Origin of the sequence: Brevibacterium sp. CT2-23B, from assembly GCF_013168765.1 — a bacterium.
GTDB classification, from domain to species: Bacteria; Actinomycetota; Actinomycetes; order Actinomycetales; family Brevibacteriaceae; genus Brevibacterium; species Brevibacterium sediminis.
Window position 1 is genome coordinate 180,518 of sequence record NZ_JABBYK010000005.1, and the last position, 19,923, is coordinate 200,440.

Consider the following 19,923-nt stretch of genomic DNA (forward strand, 5'->3'; position numbering starts at 1 on the left):
GAAGAAGCCCCTCACCTTGACCCTGACGGGACCCGGTGAGGGGCTTCTCGTTCGCTGTGCGCGAGGGGGGACTTGAACCCCCACGACCTTGCGGCCACTGGCACCTGAAGCCAGCGCGTCTACCAATTCCGCCACTCGCGCGAACAAGGTAAAACTCTAGCATCGGAGGCGGCGAAACTGAAAACCGAGGAAGCCGAATCGAGGCAAACGTGTCCACCTTCACATTTTCGCCCCGCGCGGTCACTCACGCTGTGTCGCCCGCGCGGACCACGTCCATTCCGCACGGTCACTCATCGCGCATTCCACGCGGCCACTCATCTTCGCCCTTTGCAGTCATACGCCCTCGACCCTCGCAGCCCCACGTCCTCAGCCTTCCCAGCGCCCGCCCTCGCCGCACACGGCCCCACCCGCTCGCCCCGCACTCACCCTGCGCGGCCACACACGCTCGCCCCGCACGCAGACCCACCGGCACCGCGTGCACTGCCTCGATCTTCCCTGGACGCGCGCAGGGAATCCCGGCACAGCTTCGCCCCGCGAACACGCGTGACGTGAGTTGAGAGCGTCACCGCGTTAGGATTGGGTGTTGATGTGCCCAGAGTGCACGTGATCAGGACCACCTGGTCAGAGCACTCAAAGACGCTAGGCGAAGAGTTCGTCCGGCAACGGCAACACCTGATGAGGAGGTGCCATGGGGTTACTCGATCGCTTCGAGAAGGGGCTGGAGAACGTCGTCAACGGCGCCTTCGCCAAGGCTTTCAGATCCCAGGTCGAACCCGTCGAGCTCGCCGGAGCCCTGCGCCGTGAAGCCGACAACAAAGCCGCCGTGGTCTCCCGCGGTCGCACTCTGACGGCCAACCACTACGTCATCGAGCTCTCGCAGACCGACCACGACCGACTCTCCGGCCTCGAGTCCGAACTGCGCTCCGATCTGCGCCAAGTCGTCGGCGACCACGCCGTCGAACAGGCCTACAGCTTCGTCGGTCCCGTCTCCGTCGAGTTCGCTCTCGCCGACGACCTCGACACGGGAATGTACCGCGTCGTGTCCTCGACCCAGCGCCCCGACGGATCCCCCGCCGCTCAGCCGGCCAACCGCGGCGGCTACGACCCGATCTCGCGGGCGAATCCGATCGTCGGAGAGTCCCCGAACTCCGGTTCCCGGCCCGCGACCCCGCGCCGCACCCCCGAACCTGCCCGTTCGGCTCCGACCCCCGCCACGACCTCGCGACCGAACCCTGCCGCCCGGCCCACACCGGCGCCGACTCCCGCGCGCTCCATCGAAGCGAGCGTCACCATCGACGGTCGCACGCAGATGCTGCGTCAGGGCACGAACACCTTCGGCCGATCCTCGTCGAGCTCGGACTTCGTCATCGACGACCCCGGCGTCTCGCGACGCCACTTCGAGATCGTCGTCGAAGGCGACCGTGCCGTGGCCAATGACCTCGGTTCGACGAACGGCACGCTTCTGCACGGACGCAAACTGACATCGGCGACCCTGTCCGACGGCGATGTCCTCCTCGCCGGAGAGGCCGAGGTCCACTACAACGAGCGGGATGCCCAGTGAGCGAATTCACCGTCACCGTCTTCCGGTTGGCATTCTTCGTCATCCTCTGGCTCTTCGTCCTCGGAGTCGCCGGAGTCCTCCGCCGCGACATCTTCGGCCCCCGGAAGGCCCGGGCCGGAAAGAAAGCTCGCCGAGGCGGCTCCAAGTCCGCCCCGCCGCCACCGTCGCGTCCGGCTCCCGCACCTCGTCCGGCGGCCGCCCCGGTCGCCCACGCCCATCCGGGCACCATCCGCATCACCGACGGCCCCTTGGCCGGGCAGACGCTGATGCTCTCGGGAGCGCCAGTGACCTTCGGCCGAGCCCCCGACAACACGATCATCATCAATGACGACTTCGCTTCCAGCCATCACGCGCGGATCTCGGCGAAGAACGGAGCCTGGATGCTCGAAGACCTCGGGTCGACGAACGGCACCATCGTCGACGGCACGCGCATGACCGGGCCCATCCAGTTGGCCATCGGCACCCGGATCACCATCGGACATACGACCCTGGAGACCCAATCGTGACGACCGGCGGTACCATCACTCTCCGTTCGGCAGCCCGGTCTCATACCGGGCTGGTTCGTAAGAACAACCAGGACTCCGGCTACGCGGGACCCAATTTCCTGCTCATCGCCGACGGAATGGGCGGTCACGCCGGCGGAGACGTCGCCTCGGCGATCACCGTGTCCCGCTTGGCCGAACTCGATCACGAGCCCGGAGGCGAGGACGCCCTCGAAATCCTGCGGACCTCGATCCTCGAGGCCAATGACCGCATCTGCCGCGGCGTCGGCGAACAGCCCGAACTCGCCGGGATGGGCACCACCGTCACCGCCGTGCTGCGCGCCCCCGGCAATCGCTTCGCTCTCGCCCATATCGGCGACTCCCGCGGCTATGTGCTCCGCGACGACAGACTCCAGCCGATCACCCACGACCACACGTTCGTGCAGATGCTCGTGGATGAGGGCCGGATCACCGCTGAGGAGGCCGAGACCCACCCGCAGCGCTCGGTCGTGATGAAGGTCCTCGGCGACGTCGGGGCCTCCCCCGACCTCGACCTGTCCCTGCGTGAGGCCCAGGTCGGCGACCGTTGGATGCTGTGCTCGGACGGTCTGACCGGATTCGCCGATATCGACGACATCACCCGCGTGCTCAAAGAGGTGGCCGACCCCGACGAGGCCTGCCGTCAGCTCATCGACCTGGCCCTGGCCGGCGGCGGAGCCGACAACGTCACCGTCGTCGTCGGCGATGTCCTCGAAGGCGAAGTCGAGACCACCGAAGGCGTGTCCGTCGGCTCCGTCCACCTCAACCCCCGCTACGCCGCGATCGGTGCGAACCCTGATGCCGAGGCGGCCGCGGACACCGAAGCCCATGCGACCTTCGCCGAGGATGACGTGTCCGCCGACACCGCCCCGATCCAGGCCGTGGACGGCGAGGACGTCGAAGCTCAGGACGGAACCACTCAGCAGCTGCGGACGAACACCGCGGCAGACGAGGAGGCCGACCTCGACGATGAGGTCGAGAAAAGGTCCTATCTCGGATGGATCATCACCGCCATCGTGATCGTCGCGCTGGCCGTCGGCGGATTCTTCGCCTATAACTACGTCAGCCACCAGTACTATGTCGCCGACGACGACGGCAAGGTCTCCCTCTACCGCGGTCTCGACACGACGCTCGGGCCCATCGAACTCAGCCGCCTCGTCGACACCACGGACATCGAGGTCGGCAGCCTCAACAGCTACTCCCAGGACCGTCTGCGCGGATCGATTCCCGCCGGGTCACGCGATGAGGCCGATCGCATCATCGACAATCTGCGCAAGGAATCCGATCGCTCCTCCGGCATGTCCGGCGATGTCGAGGACTCGACGAGTCCGAGCGACCCGGCTCCCTCACCTCCGGATTCGAAGTCTGCCGACCCCAGTGACGCCATCACCCGGGAGTCGCAGTGATGAACCAGGCTCCCTCGCAGACCGCGCGCCCCAGAACCTACCGGTTGGCCGAGCTCGGTCTCCTGATCCTGGCTATTGCCGTCGCCACCACCGCCTACGCCCTGGTCGGTCTCGGCGTCGAAGACACCATCCCGGCCAACGTCTACGGCTATGCCGCATGGCTGGCGGCCCTCGGCGTCATCCTCCACATCATCGTGTGGATCAAGGCGAAATACGCCGATCCCGTGCTCGTGCCGATCGCGGTGCTGCTCAACGGCCTCGGCCTGGCCATGATCTACCGCGTCGACCTCGGCCGCGACGAATACCTCGGTTCGGCGATGACCCAGCTGGTGTGGATGACACTCGGCGTGGGTCTGGCCATCGCCGTGATCTTCATTGTCCGCGACCACCGCTGGCTGCGCCGCTACACCTATGTCTCGGGCTTCGCCGCCCTGGTCTTCCTCCTGCTGCCGCTCATCCCAGGCATCGGCAAGACCATCAACGGCGCCCGAATCTGGATCGGCGTCGGCCCTCTGTCCTTCCAGCCCGGCGAGATCGCGAAGATCCTGCTTGCCATCTTCTTCGCGGGCTACCTCGTCACCTACAAGGACCAGCTCGTCGCCGCCGGGCCGAAGATCCTCGGCATCCGCTTCCCCCGTCTGCGCGACTTCGGCCCGATCGTCGTCGCCTGGGTCGCCAGCGTGGGCGTGCTCGTCTTCGAACGCGACCTCGGCACCTCGCTGCTCTTCTTCGGCCTCTTCGTCGCCATGCTCTACGTGGCCACCTCAAAGGTCTCGTGGATCATCCTCGGCCTCGGATTCTTCTCCGCCGGCGCGGTTGCGGCGACCTTCCTCTTCTCCCATGTGGGACAGCGTGTGTCCGGTTGGCTCAATGCGCTGACCGCCGAGGAGTACAACAAGACTCCCGGTGGTTCCTACCAGCTCGTGCAGGGCCTGTTCGGCATGTCCAACGGCGGACTCATCGGCACCGGCTTCGGCGAAGGCCGGCCGAATATGGTTCCCTACGCCGAATCCGACTTCATCTACGCCAGCTTCGGAGAGGAGATCGGCCTGGCCGGGCTCTTCGTCATCCTGCTGTGCTACCTCTTCATCTTCCAGCGCGGAATCCGCACCGCTCAGCAGCTGCGTGACGGCTTCGGCACTCTGCTGGCCACGGGCCTGTCGTTCACGATCGCCCTGCAGGTCTTCGTCGTCGTCGGCGGCGTCACGCGCCTCATCCCGCTGACGGGTCTGACCACGCCGTTCCTCGCACAGGGCGGTTCCTCGCTCATCGCGAACTGGATGATCATCGGCCTGCTGCTGCGGATCTCGGACAATGCCAGGCGCCCCGTGGAGGAATTCCACACCGGAGTGCTCAGAATCACAGAGGATCCCGAACCCGTTCCCGCGGGTGCTCGCGCCAACGACACGGCCGCCTCGGCGCTCACGGTCGACGAGGATGCCCCCACGACGAACCTGCCGCCGGCGGATTCCCGCGTGTTCGATGACGAAGCCCCGACCACGAATCTGCCGCCCGCAGGCGCACGGCCCCGCGGCCAGGCACCGAACGATACCGATGCCACCGACCAACGACCCACCGGAGGTGAACGATGAAGAAGCCATTGACGCATATCGCCGTCGTCGGATTCGTCATGTTCGCGCTCCTGTTCGGGTCGACGAGCTGGGTGCAGTACGTAACTGCGGATTCGCTGAACAACAATCCGCTGAACAACCGGCGGATCCTCGACCAGCTGTCTCGTGATCGCGGTCCGATCCTCGTCGACGGCACACCGATCGCCTATTCGGAACCCGTCGACGACAAGTACAAGTACCAGCGCAAATACGGTTCGGACAACCTCGATCCGCGCGCCTACGCCTCGCTGACCGGCTACTATTCCGTCGTGTCCGGCGCCTCGGGGATGGAGCGCGCCTCCGGCGATTACCTCTCCGGCGATTCCGACGCCCTGTTCTATGACAAGGTAGGCAGCTTCTTCACCGGTGAGCAGCCGCGCGGCGCCGCCGTCGAGCTGACGATCGACCCGAAGGTGCAGCAGGCTGCGTGGGACGGTCTGGGCAACCAGAACGGCGCCGCCGTGGCTCTCGACCCGAAGACCGGGAAGATCCTGGCCATGGCCTCGACCCCGGGCTGGGACCCCAATGCCCTGGCCAGCCACGACTCGACCGAAGCCAGCCAAGCCTTCAAGAACCTCGAAGCCGCCGACGGAAAGCCCGCCTACAACCGCGCTATCGGCGGCAACCTGTACCCGCCCGGCTCGACGTTCAAGGTCCTCGTCGCCGCGGCCGCCCTGGAATCCGGCGACTACGAGCCCGATTCCCAGCTAAACGGACCCGCCACGCTCGATCTGCCGCAGACGACGGCGACGATCGGCAACTCGCATCCCGGTGCCTGCCGCAACGGGGGCAAGCCGACGCTGGCCGATTCGCTGGCCGAATCCTGCAACACCTCATTCGCCTCCTTGGGAATGGATCTCGGAGAAGACGCAATCGCGAAGCAGGCCGAGAAGTTCGGCTTCGGCGAGGATCTCGAGATCCCTCTCAATGTCACCCCGTCCTCGTTCCCGTCCGACCTCAATCCGCCGCAGCTGGCTCAGTCCTCGCTCGGTCAGTACGAAGTCAGGTCGACTCCGCTGCAGATGGCGATGATGACCGCAGGAATCGCCAACGGCGGCAAGATGATGAAGCCCCAGCTCGTCGACAGGGTGCTCAATGCGAACACCCTCGAGCCGATCTCCGAGACCCGCCCGAGCCAGATGTCCCGGCCCGTGTCCGGAGATACGGCCGACAAGCTCACCGACATGATGACCGGTGTGGTCGAGAACGGCACCGCCTCGGTGGCGAAGATGGGCGACACGAAGGTCGCAGCGAAGACCGGCACCGCCCAGCACGCCAAGGGCGCGGCACCCCATGCCTGGTTCATCTCCTTCGCCCCCGCCGACGACCCTCAGGTCGCGGTCGCGGTCGTAGTCGAGAACGGTGGAAACGCGGGCAACGAAGCTTATGGTGCGACGGTCGCAGGGCCGATCGCGAAGAACATGATGGAAGCGGTGGTCGAGAAATGAGACCCGTCGAAGGCACCCTGTTGGGCAACCGTTACAAACTCACCTCCCGCATCGCCGTCGGCGGCATGGGCGAGGTCTGGAAGGGTGTGGACTCCGTGCTCGGCCGCGAGGTCGCGGCGAAGATCCTCAAGGACGAGTACCTCTCCGAATCGACCTTCCTCGCCCGGTTCCGTGCCGAAGCCCAGAACATGGGCCGAGTCTCCGACCCGGGAATCGCCGGCGTCTACGACTACGGTGACGAGCAGGGTTCGCCCTACCTCGTCATGGAATACGTGCCCGGTGAGGCTCTGTCGGCCATCATCGAGCGCAGTGCTCCCCTGTCCGAGACCGATACGCTCTCCATCGTCACGCAGGCCGCTCAGGCCCTCGGTGCCGCACACAAGGTGGGCGTCATCCATCGTGACATCAAGCCCGGCAACATCCTCATGACCCCGGACTTCCGGGTCAAGATCACGGACTTCGGCATCGCCCGAGTCACCGATCAGGCACCGCTGACGAAGACCGGGCAGGTCATGGGCACCGCCCAGTACCTCGCCCCCGAACAGGCCACCGGAAAGGGTTCGGGACCCGGTTCCGACCTCTATGCACTGGGCATCATCGCCTATGAGGCCCTGGCCGGTCAGCGTCCCTTCACCGGAGACTCGCAGGTGGCCATCGCCATCGCCCAGGTCAATCAGCAGCATCCGCCGCTGCCGGACACGGTCTCCGAACCGCTGCGCCGCTTCGTCGACTGCCTGCTGGAGAAGAAACCCGAACGCCGTCCCTCGGACGCGTTCAAGGTCGCCAAGGCCGCCGAGGCGCTCTCGGCCGGGGACATCGCCGGGGCCGAGGAGCTCGTGCCGCAGATGCGCCACGGAGCCGCGGCGTCCGAAGCTCTGACCCAGGTCTTCAACAACCCGGAGCCGGCAGCCACGACGAAGACCCTGCCCGTCACCTCCTCGAACGATGCGACCCAGGTGTACCCGAACGGTGCCGCCGCCGGAATCGTCGGCGCCGGTGCCGCCGGTGCCGGAGCAGCTGCGGCGAATACGGGACAGATCGATCCCAACGATCCGCAGAATCAGGATCTGGAGAAGGACAAGCAGTCGAACAAGGGCCGGGTCCTCATCTGGATCCTTGCGATCATCGCCCTCATCGCGGTCGGTTCCCTACTGTGGTTCTTCCTCGGCGGAGGCAATGCCGAACCCGAACCGGAGCCATCGACCTCGGCGCCCACCTCGGAGGCGGCGAAGACGATCGAGATCGATAAGAACGATTACATCGGACTCACGGAATCCTCGGCGACGCAGAACCTCGAGAACAAGGGACTCGAGGTCGAGACGACCGACATCAACTCGGATCGGGCGGCTGGAACCGTCGCGGACGTCGGCGAGGGCGACAACGGTTACACCTTCGAAGAGGGTGACACCGTGACCCTCTACATCTCCGCCGGTCCCGCCGAGCAGCCCGAAGAGCCGGCCTCGGACTCCGGATCCGATTCGGGGCTGGGCAATGACTCGGAGTCGAGCTCGGATTCCGGTTCCTCATCCGATTCGCAGGATCAGGGTTCGAACTCCGGTGACAACGGTTCGTCCTCCGATCAGGACTCCTCGAGCTCGTCGAGTTCGTCGTCGGACTCCGAGACCTCGAGCGAATCGGACTCCTCATCGTCGACGGACACGTCAGGCGAGTCGGATACCGCGAGCTCCGGCGATTCGGCCGACACCTCCGGCGGCTCCAACCCGAACAGCGGCAATAACGGAGCGGGCAGCAATTCCGGCTCGGCGAGCAGCTCGGAGGCCGGCGGCAACCAGAACGGAAACAACGGCAATGACTAGACAGTGATCGATACAGAGCAGCGATTACGAGAAGCGAAGAGTTTGAGATACTGAAACTCGACCCGGTTCAGGTGAGAATGAAGCCTGAAGCTCGGGTGAGACAAGCGGAGGACATACATGAGTGAACCCAAGGTGCTGTCGGGGCGTTACGAAGTTCGTGCGCTCCTCGGCCGTGGGGGCATGGCAGAAGTGCATGAGGGCGTCGACAATCGTCTCGGCCGTCGCGTGGCCATCAAACTTCTGCGCTCCGATCTCGCCCGCGATCCGTCGTTCCACACCCGCCTCAAGCGCGAGGCCCAGTCCGCGGCCGGTCTCAACCATCCCGGAATCGTCTCCGTCTACGATTCGGGTGAAGAGGAATTCGTCGAATCCGGCGGCTCCTCCGTGTCCGTTCCGTTCATCGTCATGGAATACGTCGAGGGCCAGACCCTGCGCGAAGTCCTCAACGAGCACGGCACACTCACCGTCGACGAGGCCCTCAACGTCATCGCTGGAGTCCTGGCTCCGCTCGAATACTCCCACCGCAACGGCATCGTCCACCGGGACATCAAACCCGCGAACGTCATGCTCACTCCTGAGGGCGACATCAAGGTCATGGACTTCGGCATCGCCCGGGCGCTCAAGGACAATTCGGGACTGACGCAGACCCAGTCGGTGGTGGGCACCGCCCAGTACCTCTCCCCGGAGCAGGCCCGCGGCGAAGTCGTCGACGCCCGTTCCGACCTGTACTCGACCGCCTGCCTGCTCTACGAGCTGCTGGCCGGTCGTCCCCCGTTCGTCGGCGATTCCCAGCTGGCCGTGGCGTACCAGCACGTGGGAGAGACTCCGCAGCCGCCGAGCTTCTACAACTCGAACATCCCACCGGCCGTCGACCGGCTCCTTCTCCACGCTCTGCTCAAGGACCGCGACGCCCGCTACCAGGACGCCTACACCTTCCGCGAGGACGTGCTCGCCGCCCGCGACGGCCGTCCCATGAGCTTCGAGGACGATGTCGAGGCCACGCAGGCGTATCCGATGATGGCCCCGCCCATGACCGCTCCGATGGCTCATGCCAACGAGGCTGAGCCCACTCCCGAAACCGGGCCCGTATCGGCGATCATGACCAATCAGGAGGAACGTCCTCCGCAGAAGCGCTCCCGCGCCTGGGTCTGGATCGGCAGCATCTTCGTCCTCCTCGCCCTGGCCGCCGTGGCCCTGTGGGTGTACGAGATCAACAAGCCGCCTGAGGTCATCGAGGTCCAGGTCACGGATGTGGCGAACATGGACGCCGATGAGGCCGAATCCGCGCTCATCCAACAGGGACTGCGAGTCGACCGCGACGAGAAGTACAGCGCCGAAGTCGATGAGGGCAAGGCGATCGAGACCGATCCTCCCGGGGGTCAGACCGTGGAGAAGGACAGCGTCGTCAAGCTGATAATCTCCTCGGGCCCCGAGTCAGTGAAGGTCCCCGACGTCTCCGGCAAGACCGAGGAACAGGCGCGGAAGATCATCAACGACGCGAAGCTGCAGGCCGGCACCCATATCTCCCAGAATTCCCCGGATGTGGAGAAAGGCGTCGTCATCGAGACCAAACCCGGTGACGGTCAGGAAGTCGACGTCGATTCGAATGTCGATCTCGTCGTCTCCTCGGGCATGGTCGAGGTCCCCGACGTCACGGGTCAGACCGCCGAGGAGGCGTGCAAGACCCTCGAGGGTGATGAGTACCAGCTCACGTGCAAGACCGAAGAGGTCGAGACCGACGAACACGATGAGAAGGAGGTCTTCGAACAGTCAGCGACCGGCGGAAGCGAGGTCAAGCAGGGCTCGGAGATCACCGTGAAGGTGGCCAAGAAGCCGCCGGAGCCGTCGCCGTCGATCCCGTCGGTCCCCGGTGGAATCCCGACCGCTCCCGGCGACGACGGCGGAGACAACGGAGACGAAGGCGATCAGGGCAAGGACAAGAAGGACAAAGATTCGATGGGCGGAGGGCTCTTCGACAACTGGTCCGAAGGCATCATCGGCAACTGAGTTCGCAGCGCACAGCGGCCGGGTCAGTCATCGACTGACCCGGCCGCTGTCGTCTCCGGTGTGTGTCTGTGGGCGTCGGTGACGCCGTTCCTCACTCCAAGGTGAGGAACAGATCGGTGCGCATATCGGCGGGATCCGCCTCGGGGCTGGGTTCGGTGACATAGAGTTCGATGAACGGCAGTCCCGGACGATGCCCGGCCGCCACCGCGTCCTTGAGCAGCTGCGCCCATGACTCCCCGAGGCCGTCGTATCCGCCGAGGTGGCTGCGCACGGCCATGGAGCCGCCGGGCAGCTCCGCGGGGATGACGATATGACCGCCGGCGATCGGCTGCGCATTCGTCAGCCCCGCCGAGGTGGGGATCCCGACCTGCAGATCCACCGTTTCGCTCGGCTGTCGAGTGTAGAGGGCGAAGGCCGGTCCCGCGGGTTCGAGGCCCGCCTCGGAGAGCACGGGGAAGAGACCGGAGAACGTGGCATCGAAGAGTTCCGGCAGGTCTGACATGTGCACTTCACGCGCTTCGACGACCGCCGCCGGAGTGGCAGGGACCTCGATGACGGTGAGTTCGGTGAACGGTTCGTCGCGCAGATAGGTCGGTTCTGACATCGTCGCTGTCTCCTGTTCGTCGGCAGTGCACGGCCCTTGAGGTCGTGCACGGATCCCGGCGCTGATTCGGATCATCTGAGCACGGGGACCACTGTGCTCACGATCATAACGATGGGCCGCCTCGGCGAGAACCCTGAGAACAGGGATCGGCGGGAATTCTCAGGCGATCGCGGTCGCCAGCGGCGACATGCCCGCCGCCGCCTGCGCAGCGCCTTCGAGACCGCACACCTCGAGCCAGTTGCCGAGCATGAGGTATCCGCACTCCGTGAGCACGGATTCGGGGTGGAACTGGACCCCGAACAGGGGCTTCTCCCGGTGTTCGATGGCCATGACGATGCCATCGTCGGTGCGGGCGGTGACGGCGAACTTATCGAGGTCGAGGGTCTCGTCGACGATCGCCAGCGAATGGTAGCGGGTGACCGTCAGCGGGCTCGGGCAGCCGAAGAAGATGCCTTCGCCGTCGTGGGTGATGACCGAGGTCTTGCCGTGCATGAGCACGGGAGAATGGGTGACCTCGGCGCCGAACACCTCGCCGAGTGCCTGATGGCCCAGGCAGACGCCGAACACGGGCATGCCAGCCGTCTCCGCCCAGGACAGAAGGGGCGGGCAGACTCCGGATTCTGCGGGCACGCCGGGGCCCGGGGACAGGAGCACGCCGTCGTAGGCGCTCACGGACTCCGCGATCGCGGAGGCGGGGATGTCGTCGTTGCGGACGACGTCGACCTCCGCGCCGAGCTCACGCAGATAGGACACGAGCGTGTAGACGAAGCTGTCGTAGTTGTCGATGACGAGGATCTTTGTCATTGTCCGCCTTCGGTCACTGTGGCGTTGTTGAAGGGCATGTACGGGGCGATCACGGGGAAGACGTACTGCATGAGCAGCAGCACGACAGCCGCGATGAGGATGAGGGCGAGGATGAGCTTGACCACCCAGTTGCCCGGGAGGATCCGCCAGATGAATGCGTACATATCAGGCACCGCCGTTCTTGCTGACCTTGTCATAGGCCTTCGAGTCCTTGATATTGTCCGGTGCTCCGTCACTGGCCGGCGTCCAGTCCGTGAGTTCGGCGTAGGCGACGTAGCGTTCCCGGGCGGAGAACATCGGGTTGCAGGCCGTCATCGTCAGGATCCGATCCTTGCCCTTGAAATCGGGGGCGTCGGGCACGGGCGAGAGCACTTCGACGGCATCGGGGAGGATGATGTCGAAGTTGCGGAAAGTGTAGGTGTAGAAGCCGTCCTTCGTCTGGACGATGATCTCATCGCCCGGGCGCAGGTTCGCGATCTGGTTGAGCGGCTTGCCGTAGGTCACGCGGTGGCCGGCGATGGAGAAGTTCCCGACTTCGCCCGGCATCGCCGAGTTCGGGTAGCGGCCCACGCCCATCCGGTTGAGCACGGGTTCGAGGTCGACGCCCTCGGCGACGGTGCGGTAGTAGTCGTCGCCGAAGCGCGGGATGTAGAAGATGCCGAAGGCCTCGTTCTTGCCCACGGGATCGGAGACCACGGGTTCGTCCGGGTCATCGGGCAGCTCGTTCGGATCCTGGTTCGCCCAGTCCTGGGTGAGTTCGTCGGCGAGCACTTCGTTGTCGCGGTTGGCCTGGATGTCCGTCCACCACAGCTGCCAGACGACGAAGAGGATGAGGACGAGACCGGCCGTGATGCACAGTTCGCCGAAGGTGCGCACGGTCCCGCGAATCGGGCCCAGCGGTTCCTTCTCCACGGGCTGACGTCGTCGCTGGCGGCGGGTCTGAGGCCGGCCCTGAGGTTGGGGTGCGGCCGCATATCCGTTGCCGGCCGCGCCACCGGCGTTCTGTGCCGCATTGGGAGCGTTCTGCGGGACCGCGGGCATGGCCTGGGTGGCCTGCGCGTGCGTCGAGTGGGGCTGTTCGTAGACGGGCGGGGCGTCGGAGTAGACGGCGGTCGGTTCGCCCTGGGAAGCAGCGGCTTCGGCTTCCCTGCGTCGCAGCTCGCGTCGGCTGGGCAGCTGCTGATCGCCCCCGGCACCGGAACCACCTGCAGACTGATCGGCGGAGTGACCGAGCTGCTGGTCACCGTAGTCAGATGGAGCCTGCCGTCTCTGAGCAGGACGGATAGTGGGTCGCGAGGGCGGATTCACGCCCGGCTCGTTACCCGAGGAGGAACTATTCACCACTTCTGCTCCGTGACTGTCACTGCATTGTCGGGGGCCGTCGAAGAAGACAGGCGGGGACACCCCTATGCACTTTATCCTATGGGAATCATCGTTCGGGGCGCGCTCGGGGCGCTTTCAGGGTAGTCGGAGTTTTTCACTGTGACCCCCGCCCCGAGTAGACTGGTTTGCGATCGTCCCCAACCATTCATTCGGCGACCCCAACGACGGTCGGCCGACAAAGGAGTACTTGTGGCCAAGTCCAAAGGACGCCCCCAGCGCACTTCTCGCACTTCGTCGGCGGCCAAGGCGAAGCAGGCCGAATCCGCAGAAACGGTCGAGGCGACCGAGATCGAGGAACTCGAGACCGAATCGCTCGACGCCGATGTCGCCGAAGCTGCCGACACCGAGTCGGATGCGACGGAGTCTGCTGCGGATGACCTGAAGGACGATTCCGCGGATGAGGACGCAGAGAACTCCGAAAAAGCTTCCGCGAAGGACTCAGCGACCGCGGCCGCCGGAAAGAAGGACAAGGCGTCGACGGACGAGAAGTCGGCCACGAAGTCCGACTCGGCCAAGGATGCGAAGTCGTCGAAGACCTCGGACTCCAAGACCTCAGGATCGAAGGCCTCTGATTCCAAATCATCGGCCTCCAAGACAACCGGCTCGAAAGGTGCGGCCGCCAAGCGCACGGCCCGGTCGGGCACTCCCGCCAAGCGCCCGCAAGGTCGCAAGACGGCGAGCTACACCTCGACCTCGGGGCAGCAGACCATCAAACCGAACCCGAGCTGGTTCCTGCCGGTCCTCATCGGCCTCCTGCTCATCGGTCTGATCTGGCTCGTCACCTTCTACATCACCCAGGGCGCTTTCCCCGTCGAAGCGTGGGGCAACTGGAACATCCTCATCGGCTTCGCCTTCTTCGTGGCGGGTCTGATCATGTCCACACGCTGGCGGTAGCCGACCCCGGCCGCAATCGCTGACGATTGTCTGGTCGATCCGCGGTGATTCTGAGCTCGGAATCACCGCGGATCGACCAGACAATCTGCATTCACCGGTCCACGCTCGCACCGGCAACGGCGCTCCGCTCGCTCCGGTAGCGGCGCCCCGGCATCAACAATCCACAAGCGCCGAGTTATACCCAAGCCGGGTGCGTCGCTTGTGGAAAACTTAATTTAAGCCTCTGACCAGTCTAAACACACAGGTGTAAGTTATCCACGTTGTGGATAGAGCTTGTGGACAAAGAATTTTCCACTGCAGAGTGCACACAAAACGGCTTTTGTCTGGTAAAAGCCTGATAGCGCCTGTGCGACTTCGCTCAGCAGACGAAAACGTCGCACTCTGCGACTGAGTCCAGGGCCTCAGCCGAGTTCGGAATTCGATCTCCTAGCTCAGGGCAGGGCTGAGAGGCCGGCCAGCTTCCACGCTCCGCCGGCCGCCAGGAGCACCACCAGACCGACCGCGGTCGACGTGAACACGAGCGTCCGTGAGCGCTGTGGCCCGAGCAGCCCCGCACACCCGAGCACGAACCCGGTGAGCAGACCGCCGAGGTGGGACTCCCAGGACACGCCCGCGACGAGGAATCCATAGCCGAAGTTGAGCGCCACGAACACGAGCACCCCGGCGATGTTCCGGTCGAGCCGACGGGTCGGGGCCAAGAGGACACCGACGATCGCGAACACCGCACCCGAAGCACCGATATGATGCGTCACCCAATCGACGCCGAGGGGATCGGCCAGCAGGAGCACCATGGCCGAACCACCCGCAGTGCCGATGATGTAGACGGCCAGGAACTTCCAATGCCCCAGCGCCCGCTCGACGAAGGATCCGAAGAAGAACAGTCCGATCATGTTCGCCAGCAGATGGAACGGTGAGGGCTCCTCGTGGACGAGGGCGACCGTGAGCACCCGCCACGGCTGTTCGAGCGTGAGCGCAGGCACGAAGCTCAGTCGGCGCAGCAGGTCGAGGCCGGGAATGAGCTCCGCCAGGAACGCCACGATGGTGACGATGAGGAGCGTGCGGGTGATCAGCGGCGGGGATGCAGAGAGGGCCCGGCCGGTTTCCCGTGCCGAGCCCTCCTCAGGTGTGTCCATCACACCATGGTACTCAGTGGTCCTCTACGGACAGTGACTCACTTCGCGGTGACGTCGACCTTCTCGATGACGACCGGCTCGACCGGCTTGTCCATCGCAGCGGTGCGCACACCCTCGATCTCGTCGACGACCCGCTGCGAGGCTTCATCGGCAACCTCACCGAAGATGGTGTGCTTGCCGTTGAGCCAAGGGGTCTCAGCGGTGGTGATGAAGAACTGCGAGCCGTTGGTGCCGCGTCCCATCTGCTTGCCGGCGTTGGCCATGGCCAGCAGGTACTTGCGGTCGAACTGCAGTTCGGGGTGGATCTCGTCATCGAAGGTGTAGCCGGGTCCGCCGGTGCCGGTGCCCAGCGGGCAGCCGCCCTGGATCATGAAGTTCGAGATGATGCGGTGGAAGCCGAGTCCGTCGAAGAACGGGCGCTTGGTCGGCTCGCCGGTCGAAGGATCGGTGAACTCACGCTCACCCTGGGCGAGTTCGACGAAGTTGGCCACGGTCTTCGGAGCATGATTGCCGAAGAGGTTGATGGTGATGTCACCGTGGTTGGTGTGCAGGACTGCGGTATGTGTCGAAGCTGTAGTCATGCCTTCATTCTTCCACGCCGAGACGGCGAATGCAGTTTCGCACCAGGTCCATTGCCCAACCTGTCAGGCGATCCGCAGACAATTCGATGACATCCGCTGTCCACAGGGTTGCCCCTAGGCCGTAGACTGGTCAATGATCACCTGACCACCGACATCTAAGGATTGGGAACTGTTTATGTCGAAGAAGCCCACTCGAGATCAGCTCACTTCGAAGCTCGATTCCGCGAAGCAGACGTCGCTCCGAGTCCTGGCAGATGCCAGCGAGAACGCCGCCCCTAAGCTGCGTGAGGCCGCAGACAAGGCTCGCCCCCAGGTCGAGGCGCTGGCCGGCAAGGCCGAAGAGTTCGCTGAGAAGGCGCGTCCGCAGGTCGAAGCTCTCGCCGACAAGGCCAATGATCGGGTCCACGACTGGGCCGACAAGCTCGAGTCCTACCGACCCGAAGCCACCGAACGCGCCGGCAAGTTCGCATCGAACGCCGCGACTTCGCTGTCCGCTGCCGAGACCCCGAAGCTCATCGATGACCTGGCTGTCCGCCTCACCGGCGACAAGAAGGCCATGAAGAAGGCCCGCAAGGCTCTCGCCAACGCCGGAAAGCGCATCGAGAAGGACACCGCCCGCAAGTCCGGTGGCGGAAAGGCCGCACTTGTGTGGACCCTCGTCATCGGTTCGGCCGCCGGAATCGGCTACTACGTGTGGAAGAAGGCCCAGCCGGTCGAGGATCCCTGGTCGACCCCGCTGCCGAACAACCGTCCCGCCGATGCCCGTCCGGTCGGTTCGACCCCGGCTTCGCGCCAGGCAGCGGCCACCGAGGTCTCGCAGACCGCTGTGCCCTCGACCAAGGCTGAGGCCGCGGACGAGGTCCCCGCACCGAAGCCGGCCGTCAAGCCTGCCGAAGGCTCCGACGCCAAGCACTGAGTCACTGACGACTGATCAGTGACGCTGTTCAGTCACCAGGCGAATCCACGGATTCGCATGACCGTCACCGAGGCGGCCCGCCGTTACGGTGGGCCGCCTCGGTGTTTCTATGCGCGCCGACTCCTTATTGCTACCTGACGGCGGCCCAGCAACCTGGCGCGAGGTTGCTGGGCCGCCGTCAGGTAGTAATTAGGGAGGGCGAGCCTATTCGGGGTCGAGGACCTCGCGCCCACCGCGGGGGAAGCCGCCGGCACGGCGGGCGGCCACGAGACCGGTGATCGTGAATGCGAGGGTTGCGGTGAGGATGAGCAGCAGCGGTGCCGTCCACCCGCCGGTCGCGGTGTTGAGCCAACCGGCGAACGGCGGAGCCAAGGTCGCTGCGAGGTAGCCGCCGAACTGCACGCGCGCCGATGCTGAGGCGGTCTGGGCGTCGCTGCCGGCGGTGCGGGCGATGATCGAGAAGATCGCGGTGAACCCGCCGCCCTGGGCGATGCCGCCGGTGGTCGCCCACAGCCAGTACGAACCGGGCGCTGCCAGCAGGCCCACGGGCAGCGACAGCCAGAGGACTGCGACGATCGCCACGGGCACCCACGGCTTCGTCTTCACTGCCAACAGCGGCACTCCGAAGGCGCCGAGGATCGCCGCGATCTGGAACAAGGACGCTGTGCCTCCGGCGGCGGTGGGAGCGAGCCCGATCGTGTCGCCGAGATAGCTCGGCAGCCAGGTCGTCGTCACGTAGTAGGCAGTCGACTGCCCGGAGAACGTGATGATGAGCAGGGCGATGATCACTCGGAAGGAGGGGGGAGCCTCGGCCCACGACTGCTTCGCAGCGGGGGCGGCCGCCTCGGCGAGGGACGGGTCAGTCGAATCGACGGCCTCCGCGGCAGCGCGGGCGGCCTCCCCCTCGCGGCGCACGCGCACGCGGATGAGCACCATCCAGAAACCGAGCCCTGCCAGGGCGAGAACGCCCCATGCGGCCAGCGCCCAGCGCCAGCCGAAGGCCGCGGCCAGCGGGCCGGTGCCGATGAGCGTGGCCATCGACCCGACGTTCATCATCGCCGAGTACAGGCCGGTGACCATCGACACCTGTTCCCACGGGACCTCGCGGCGGATGAGGACGGGCACGACGATATTGCCCAGGGTGATCGCGAGGCCGATGATTCCGGTGCCCACGAGCACGAGCCAGGACGGACCGACCGACCGCAGCACGGTGCCCAGCAGGACACCGGACAGACAGGCGAGAACCGTGGCTTCGGCCCCGAGGCGGGTGATGAACTTCCCCGCCAGCGGCGTGGCCAGCGCAAACAGCAGAACCGGCAGACCGGTGAGGAGACCGAGTCCGGCCGCGCTGAATCCCGTGCCCTCCTGGATGTCGGGCAGGATCGCCGTCGGCGCGATGATCGGGGTGCGCAGGTTGAGGGCGAGGATGACGATGCCCAGAACGATCCAGGGCAACATCCTCTTCTCGGAGGGCAGGTGAGGTGAACTCACATCCGCTCGGGAACGCGGATACCGAGCACCCCGAGACCGGCCTGGAGGACCTCGAGCACGATCGCCGAGAGCCGCAGACGGGAGTCGCGCAGCTCTTCGGTCTCGGCGATGAGCACTGGGCACTGCTCGTAGAACGAGGTGAAGGCCTGGGCGAGATCGAACAGGTAGGTGCACAGGCGGTGGGGCGTCGACCCGGCAGCCACCTCGGTGACCACATCGGCGAAGCCGAGGATCGACAGGGCCAGTTCACGCTCGGCCGTCTCACCGAGACTGATCGCAGCGTTCGCGACCTGGGAGGCATCGACGCCTTCGGCCTCGGCTTTGCGGCCGATCGAACGGATGCGGGCACCGGCGTACTGGAGGTACGGGGCGGTGTTGCCGATAGGGGCGAGCATCCGGTCGAGGTCGAAGGTGTACGAGGTGTCGTGGGCGACGGAGAGGTCGGCGTATTTGACCGCGCCGATGCCGACGATGCGCGCAACCTCGTCGGCCTCCTCGGGGCCGAAGTCAACGCTCGACTCTGCCAGGGTCGTCTTCGCCCGGGTCACGGCCTCTTCGAGGAGTTCGGCCAGGCGCAGCGGGGCACCGGAACGGGTGCGCAGGATCTTGCCGTCGGATCCGAGCACATTGCCGATCTTCACGTGTTCGGGGCTGAAGGTCTCCGGCAGCCAGCCGGCCGCGCGGGCGACGGTGAAGACCATTTCGAAGTGCATGGCCTGCGGGGTGCCGACGACGTAGAGCGCCCGGTTCACACCGAGGTTGATCGCCCGGTTGCGGACGGCCGCGAGGTCGGTCGTGGCGTAGCCGTAGCCGCCGTCGGACTTGCGGATGATGAGCGGCAGGGGTTCGCCCTCACGGCCGGTGAAGCCTTCGGGGAACACGCACAGCGCTCCATCGGAGATCGTGGCCAGGCCCTTCGCCTCGAGCTCGTCGCAGACCTCGCCGAGCATGTCGTTGTAGGTGGACTCTCCGGCGAGGTCGGCGTCGGTGAGGGTGACGTCGAGGAGGGAGTAGATGCGATTGAAGTACTCGCGGGAGTAGCCGACGAGCGTCGTCCACAGGCCCAGGGTCTCTTCGTCGCCGCCCTGGAGTTTGACGACGCGGGACCGGGAGCGTGTGGCGAAGGCTTCATCGGAGTCGAACTTCGCCCGGGCCGCCTGGTAGAAGGCGTTCGGGTTCTCGGACACTTCGGAGGCCTCGTCGGAGTCGACTCCCACATCGAGGAGGTGCTCGATGAGCATGCCGAAGGGGGTACCCCAGTCGCCGATGTGGTTCTGGCGGATGACCGTGTTGCCGAGGAACTCGTGGGTGCGGGCCAGGGCGTCGCCGACGACGGTGGTCCGCAGGTGCCCGACGTGCATCTCCTTGGCCACATTCGGGGCCGAGTAGTCGATGGCCACGGTCTGCGGGGCATCGTTTTCCGGTGCCGCTGCGGCGCCCCCCGCTTCGAGGGTGGAGGCGAGGAACTCCGGGGTGAAGGTGAGGTTGATGAACCCGGGTCCGGAGATCTCCGGTGCCTCGCACACGCCCTCGAGGTCGAGGTTCTCGACGATCTGTGCGGCGATATCGCGCGGCTTCGACTTCAGCTCCTTGGCCAGCGGCAGGGCCACATTGGCCTGGAAGTCTGCGAACTGGCTGCTGCGGATGACGGGGTCACGTCCGGCGAAGTCCTCACCGAAGGCCTGGGTGAGGGCGGCGGCGAAACGGTCCGTGAGCACAGAAGTCAGAGATGGCATGTGCCCATTCT

17 protein-coding genes and 1 tRNA gene are annotated in these 19,923 nt (G+C 65.6%); 9 read left to right on the forward strand and 9 right to left on the reverse strand.

From position 1 onward, the window contains the following. Positions 1–57: 57 nt before the first annotated feature. A tRNA-Leu gene (locus HIM68_RS13795) sits at positions 58–141 on the reverse strand. A 547-nt stretch (positions 142–688) separates the two neighbouring features. Between HIM68_RS13795 and HIM68_RS13800 the strand changes: the two genes are divergently transcribed. From HIM68_RS13800 to pknB, 7 genes are all read left to right on the forward strand, one after another. Continuing rightward, positions 689–1,561, forward strand: coding sequence for an FhaA domain-containing protein (locus HIM68_RS13800; protein WP_172173077.1), 873 nt, complete (start codon positions 689–691; stop codon positions 1,559–1,561). Next, on the forward strand, positions 1,558–2,067 hold the full coding sequence (locus tag HIM68_RS13805; RefSeq protein ID WP_172173079.1) for an FHA domain-containing protein: 510 nt from the start codon (positions 1,558–1,560) through the stop codon (positions 2,065–2,067). The genes HIM68_RS13800 and HIM68_RS13805 overlap by 4 nt, the downstream gene beginning before the upstream one ends. Further along, positions 2,064–3,488, forward strand: a complete 1,425-nt coding sequence (locus tag HIM68_RS13810) for a protein phosphatase 2C domain-containing protein (protein WP_172173081.1) — start codon at positions 2,064–2,066, stop codon at positions 3,486–3,488. Before HIM68_RS13805 ends, HIM68_RS13810 begins: the two co-directional genes overlap by 4 nt. Continuing rightward, positions 3,488–5,080 (forward strand): FtsW/RodA/SpoVE family cell cycle protein, encoded by a 1,593-nt coding sequence (locus HIM68_RS13815; protein WP_139909579.1) that lies wholly within the window; start codon positions 3,488–3,490, stop codon positions 5,078–5,080. The genes HIM68_RS13810 and HIM68_RS13815 overlap by 1 nt, the downstream gene beginning before the upstream one ends. After that, complete coding sequence (locus tag HIM68_RS13820; protein ID WP_172173083.1) at positions 5,077–6,546, forward strand: penicillin-binding protein 2; 1,470 nt, start codon at positions 5,077–5,079, stop codon at positions 6,544–6,546. Before HIM68_RS13815 ends, HIM68_RS13820 begins: the two co-directional genes overlap by 4 nt. Then, the gene (locus HIM68_RS13825; RefSeq protein WP_172173085.1) at positions 6,543–8,363 is read left to right on the forward strand and encodes a protein kinase; all 1,821 of its coding nucleotides are present in this window, start codon (positions 6,543–6,545) and stop codon (positions 8,361–8,363) included. The genes HIM68_RS13820 and HIM68_RS13825 overlap by 4 nt, the downstream gene beginning before the upstream one ends. A gap of 117 nt (positions 8,364–8,480) precedes the next feature. Beyond that, the gene (gene pknB, locus HIM68_RS13830; protein ID WP_172173087.1) at positions 8,481–10,370 is read left to right on the forward strand and encodes a Stk1 family PASTA domain-containing Ser/Thr kinase; all 1,890 of its coding nucleotides are present in this window, start codon (positions 8,481–8,483) and stop codon (positions 10,368–10,370) included. Between the two features lie 91 nt (positions 10,371–10,461). On the opposite strand, the gene HIM68_RS13835 is transcribed toward pknB, so the two are convergent. From HIM68_RS13835 to HIM68_RS13850, 4 genes are all read right to left on the reverse strand, one after another. After that, entirely contained in the window at positions 10,462–10,974 is a 513-nt protein-coding gene (locus HIM68_RS13835; protein WP_139467643.1) for a GyrI-like domain-containing protein, read from the reverse strand. A gap of 159 nt (positions 10,975–11,133) precedes the next feature. Then, a complete protein-coding gene (locus HIM68_RS13840; protein ID WP_172173089.1) occupies positions 11,134–11,778 on the reverse strand; it encodes an aminodeoxychorismate/anthranilate synthase component II in 645 nt (214 codons plus the stop codon). After that, on the reverse strand, positions 11,775–11,942 hold the full coding sequence (locus HIM68_RS13845; RefSeq protein ID WP_167443994.1) for a hypothetical protein: 168 nt from the start codon (positions 11,940–11,942) through the stop codon (positions 11,775–11,777). Before HIM68_RS13845 ends, HIM68_RS13840 begins: the two co-directional genes overlap by 4 nt. Position 11,943: 1 nt before the next feature. Continuing rightward, complete coding sequence (locus HIM68_RS13850) at positions 11,944–13,086, reverse strand: class E sortase (protein WP_367647538.1); 1,143 nt, start codon at positions 13,084–13,086, stop codon at positions 11,944–11,946. Positions 13,087–13,350: 264 nt separating this feature from the next. Here HIM68_RS13850 and HIM68_RS13855 point away from each other — a divergent pair, with 264 nt between their 5' ends. Then, positions 13,351–14,055 (forward strand): cell division protein CrgA, encoded by a 705-nt coding sequence (locus HIM68_RS13855; RefSeq protein WP_172173091.1) that lies wholly within the window; start codon positions 13,351–13,353, stop codon positions 14,053–14,055. A 431-nt stretch (positions 14,056–14,486) separates the two neighbouring features. On the opposite strand, the gene HIM68_RS13860 is transcribed toward HIM68_RS13855, so the two are convergent. Then, complete coding sequence (locus HIM68_RS13860) at positions 14,487–15,188, reverse strand: rhomboid family intramembrane serine protease (protein WP_139909574.1); 702 nt, start codon at positions 15,186–15,188, stop codon at positions 14,487–14,489. A gap of 38 nt (positions 15,189–15,226) precedes the next feature. Beyond that, positions 15,227–15,769, reverse strand: coding sequence for a peptidylprolyl isomerase (locus HIM68_RS13865; RefSeq protein ID WP_139467639.1), 543 nt, complete (start codon positions 15,767–15,769; stop codon positions 15,227–15,229). 175 nt (positions 15,770–15,944) lie between these two features. Here HIM68_RS13865 and HIM68_RS13870 point away from each other — a divergent pair, with 175 nt between their 5' ends. Continuing rightward, the gene (locus tag HIM68_RS13870) at positions 15,945–16,685 is read left to right on the forward strand and encodes a hypothetical protein (protein ID WP_229664020.1); all 741 of its coding nucleotides are present in this window, start codon (positions 15,945–15,947) and stop codon (positions 16,683–16,685) included. A 204-nt stretch (positions 16,686–16,889) separates the two neighbouring features. Here the strand turns inward: HIM68_RS13870 and HIM68_RS13875 are convergent, their stop codons facing one another. Continuing rightward, the gene (locus HIM68_RS13875; RefSeq protein ID WP_172173093.1) at positions 16,890–18,143 is read right to left on the reverse strand and encodes a CynX/NimT family MFS transporter; all 1,254 of its coding nucleotides are present in this window, start codon (positions 18,141–18,143) and stop codon (positions 16,890–16,892) included. 29 nt (positions 18,144–18,172) lie between these two features. Beyond that, positions 18,173–19,912, reverse strand: a complete 1,740-nt coding sequence (gene argS, locus HIM68_RS13880; protein ID WP_172173095.1) for an arginine--tRNA ligase — start codon at positions 19,910–19,912, stop codon at positions 18,173–18,175. Between the last annotated feature and the right edge of the window lie 11 nt (positions 19,913–19,923).

Bases quoted from the DNA above. Each gene is read 5' to 3' on its own strand.
- HIM68_RS13865 (WP_139467639.1), bottom strand. From the start codon at position 15,769: ATGACTACAGCTTCGACACATACCGCAGTCCTGCACACCAACCACGGT.
- pknB (WP_172173087.1), top strand. From the start codon at position 8,481: ATGAGTGAACCCAAGGTGCTGTCGGGGCGTTACGAAGTTCGTGCGCTC.
- HIM68_RS13875 (WP_172173093.1), bottom strand. From the start codon at position 18,143: ATGTTGCCCTGGATCGTTCTGGGCATCGTCATCCTCGCCCTCAACCTG.
- HIM68_RS13840 (WP_172173089.1), bottom strand. From the start codon at position 11,778: ATGACAAAGATCCTCGTCATCGACAACTACGACAGCTTCGTCTACACG.
- HIM68_RS13800 (WP_172173077.1), top strand. From the start codon at position 689: ATGGGGTTACTCGATCGCTTCGAGAAGGGGCTGGAGAACGTCGTCAAC.
- HIM68_RS13860 (WP_139909574.1), bottom strand. From the start codon at position 15,188: ATGGACACACCTGAGGAGGGCTCGGCACGGGAAACCGGCCGGGCCCTC.
- HIM68_RS13820 (WP_172173083.1), top strand. From the start codon at position 5,077: ATGAAGAAGCCATTGACGCATATCGCCGTCGTCGGATTCGTCATGTTC.
- HIM68_RS13835 (WP_139467643.1), bottom strand. From the start codon at position 10,974: ATGTCAGAACCGACCTATCTGCGCGACGAACCGTTCACCGAACTCACC.
- HIM68_RS13815 (WP_139909579.1), top strand. From the start codon at position 3,488: ATGAACCAGGCTCCCTCGCAGACCGCGCGCCCCAGAACCTACCGGTTG.
- HIM68_RS13825 (WP_172173085.1), top strand. From the start codon at position 6,543: ATGAGACCCGTCGAAGGCACCCTGTTGGGCAACCGTTACAAACTCACC.
- HIM68_RS13845 (WP_167443994.1), bottom strand. From the start codon at position 11,942: ATGTACGCATTCATCTGGCGGATCCTCCCGGGCAACTGGGTGGTCAAG.
- argS (WP_172173095.1), bottom strand. From the start codon at position 19,912: ATGCCATCTCTGACTTCTGTGCTCACGGACCGTTTCGCCGCCGCCCTC.
- HIM68_RS13870 (WP_229664020.1), top strand. From the start codon at position 15,945: ATGTCGAAGAAGCCCACTCGAGATCAGCTCACTTCGAAGCTCGATTCC.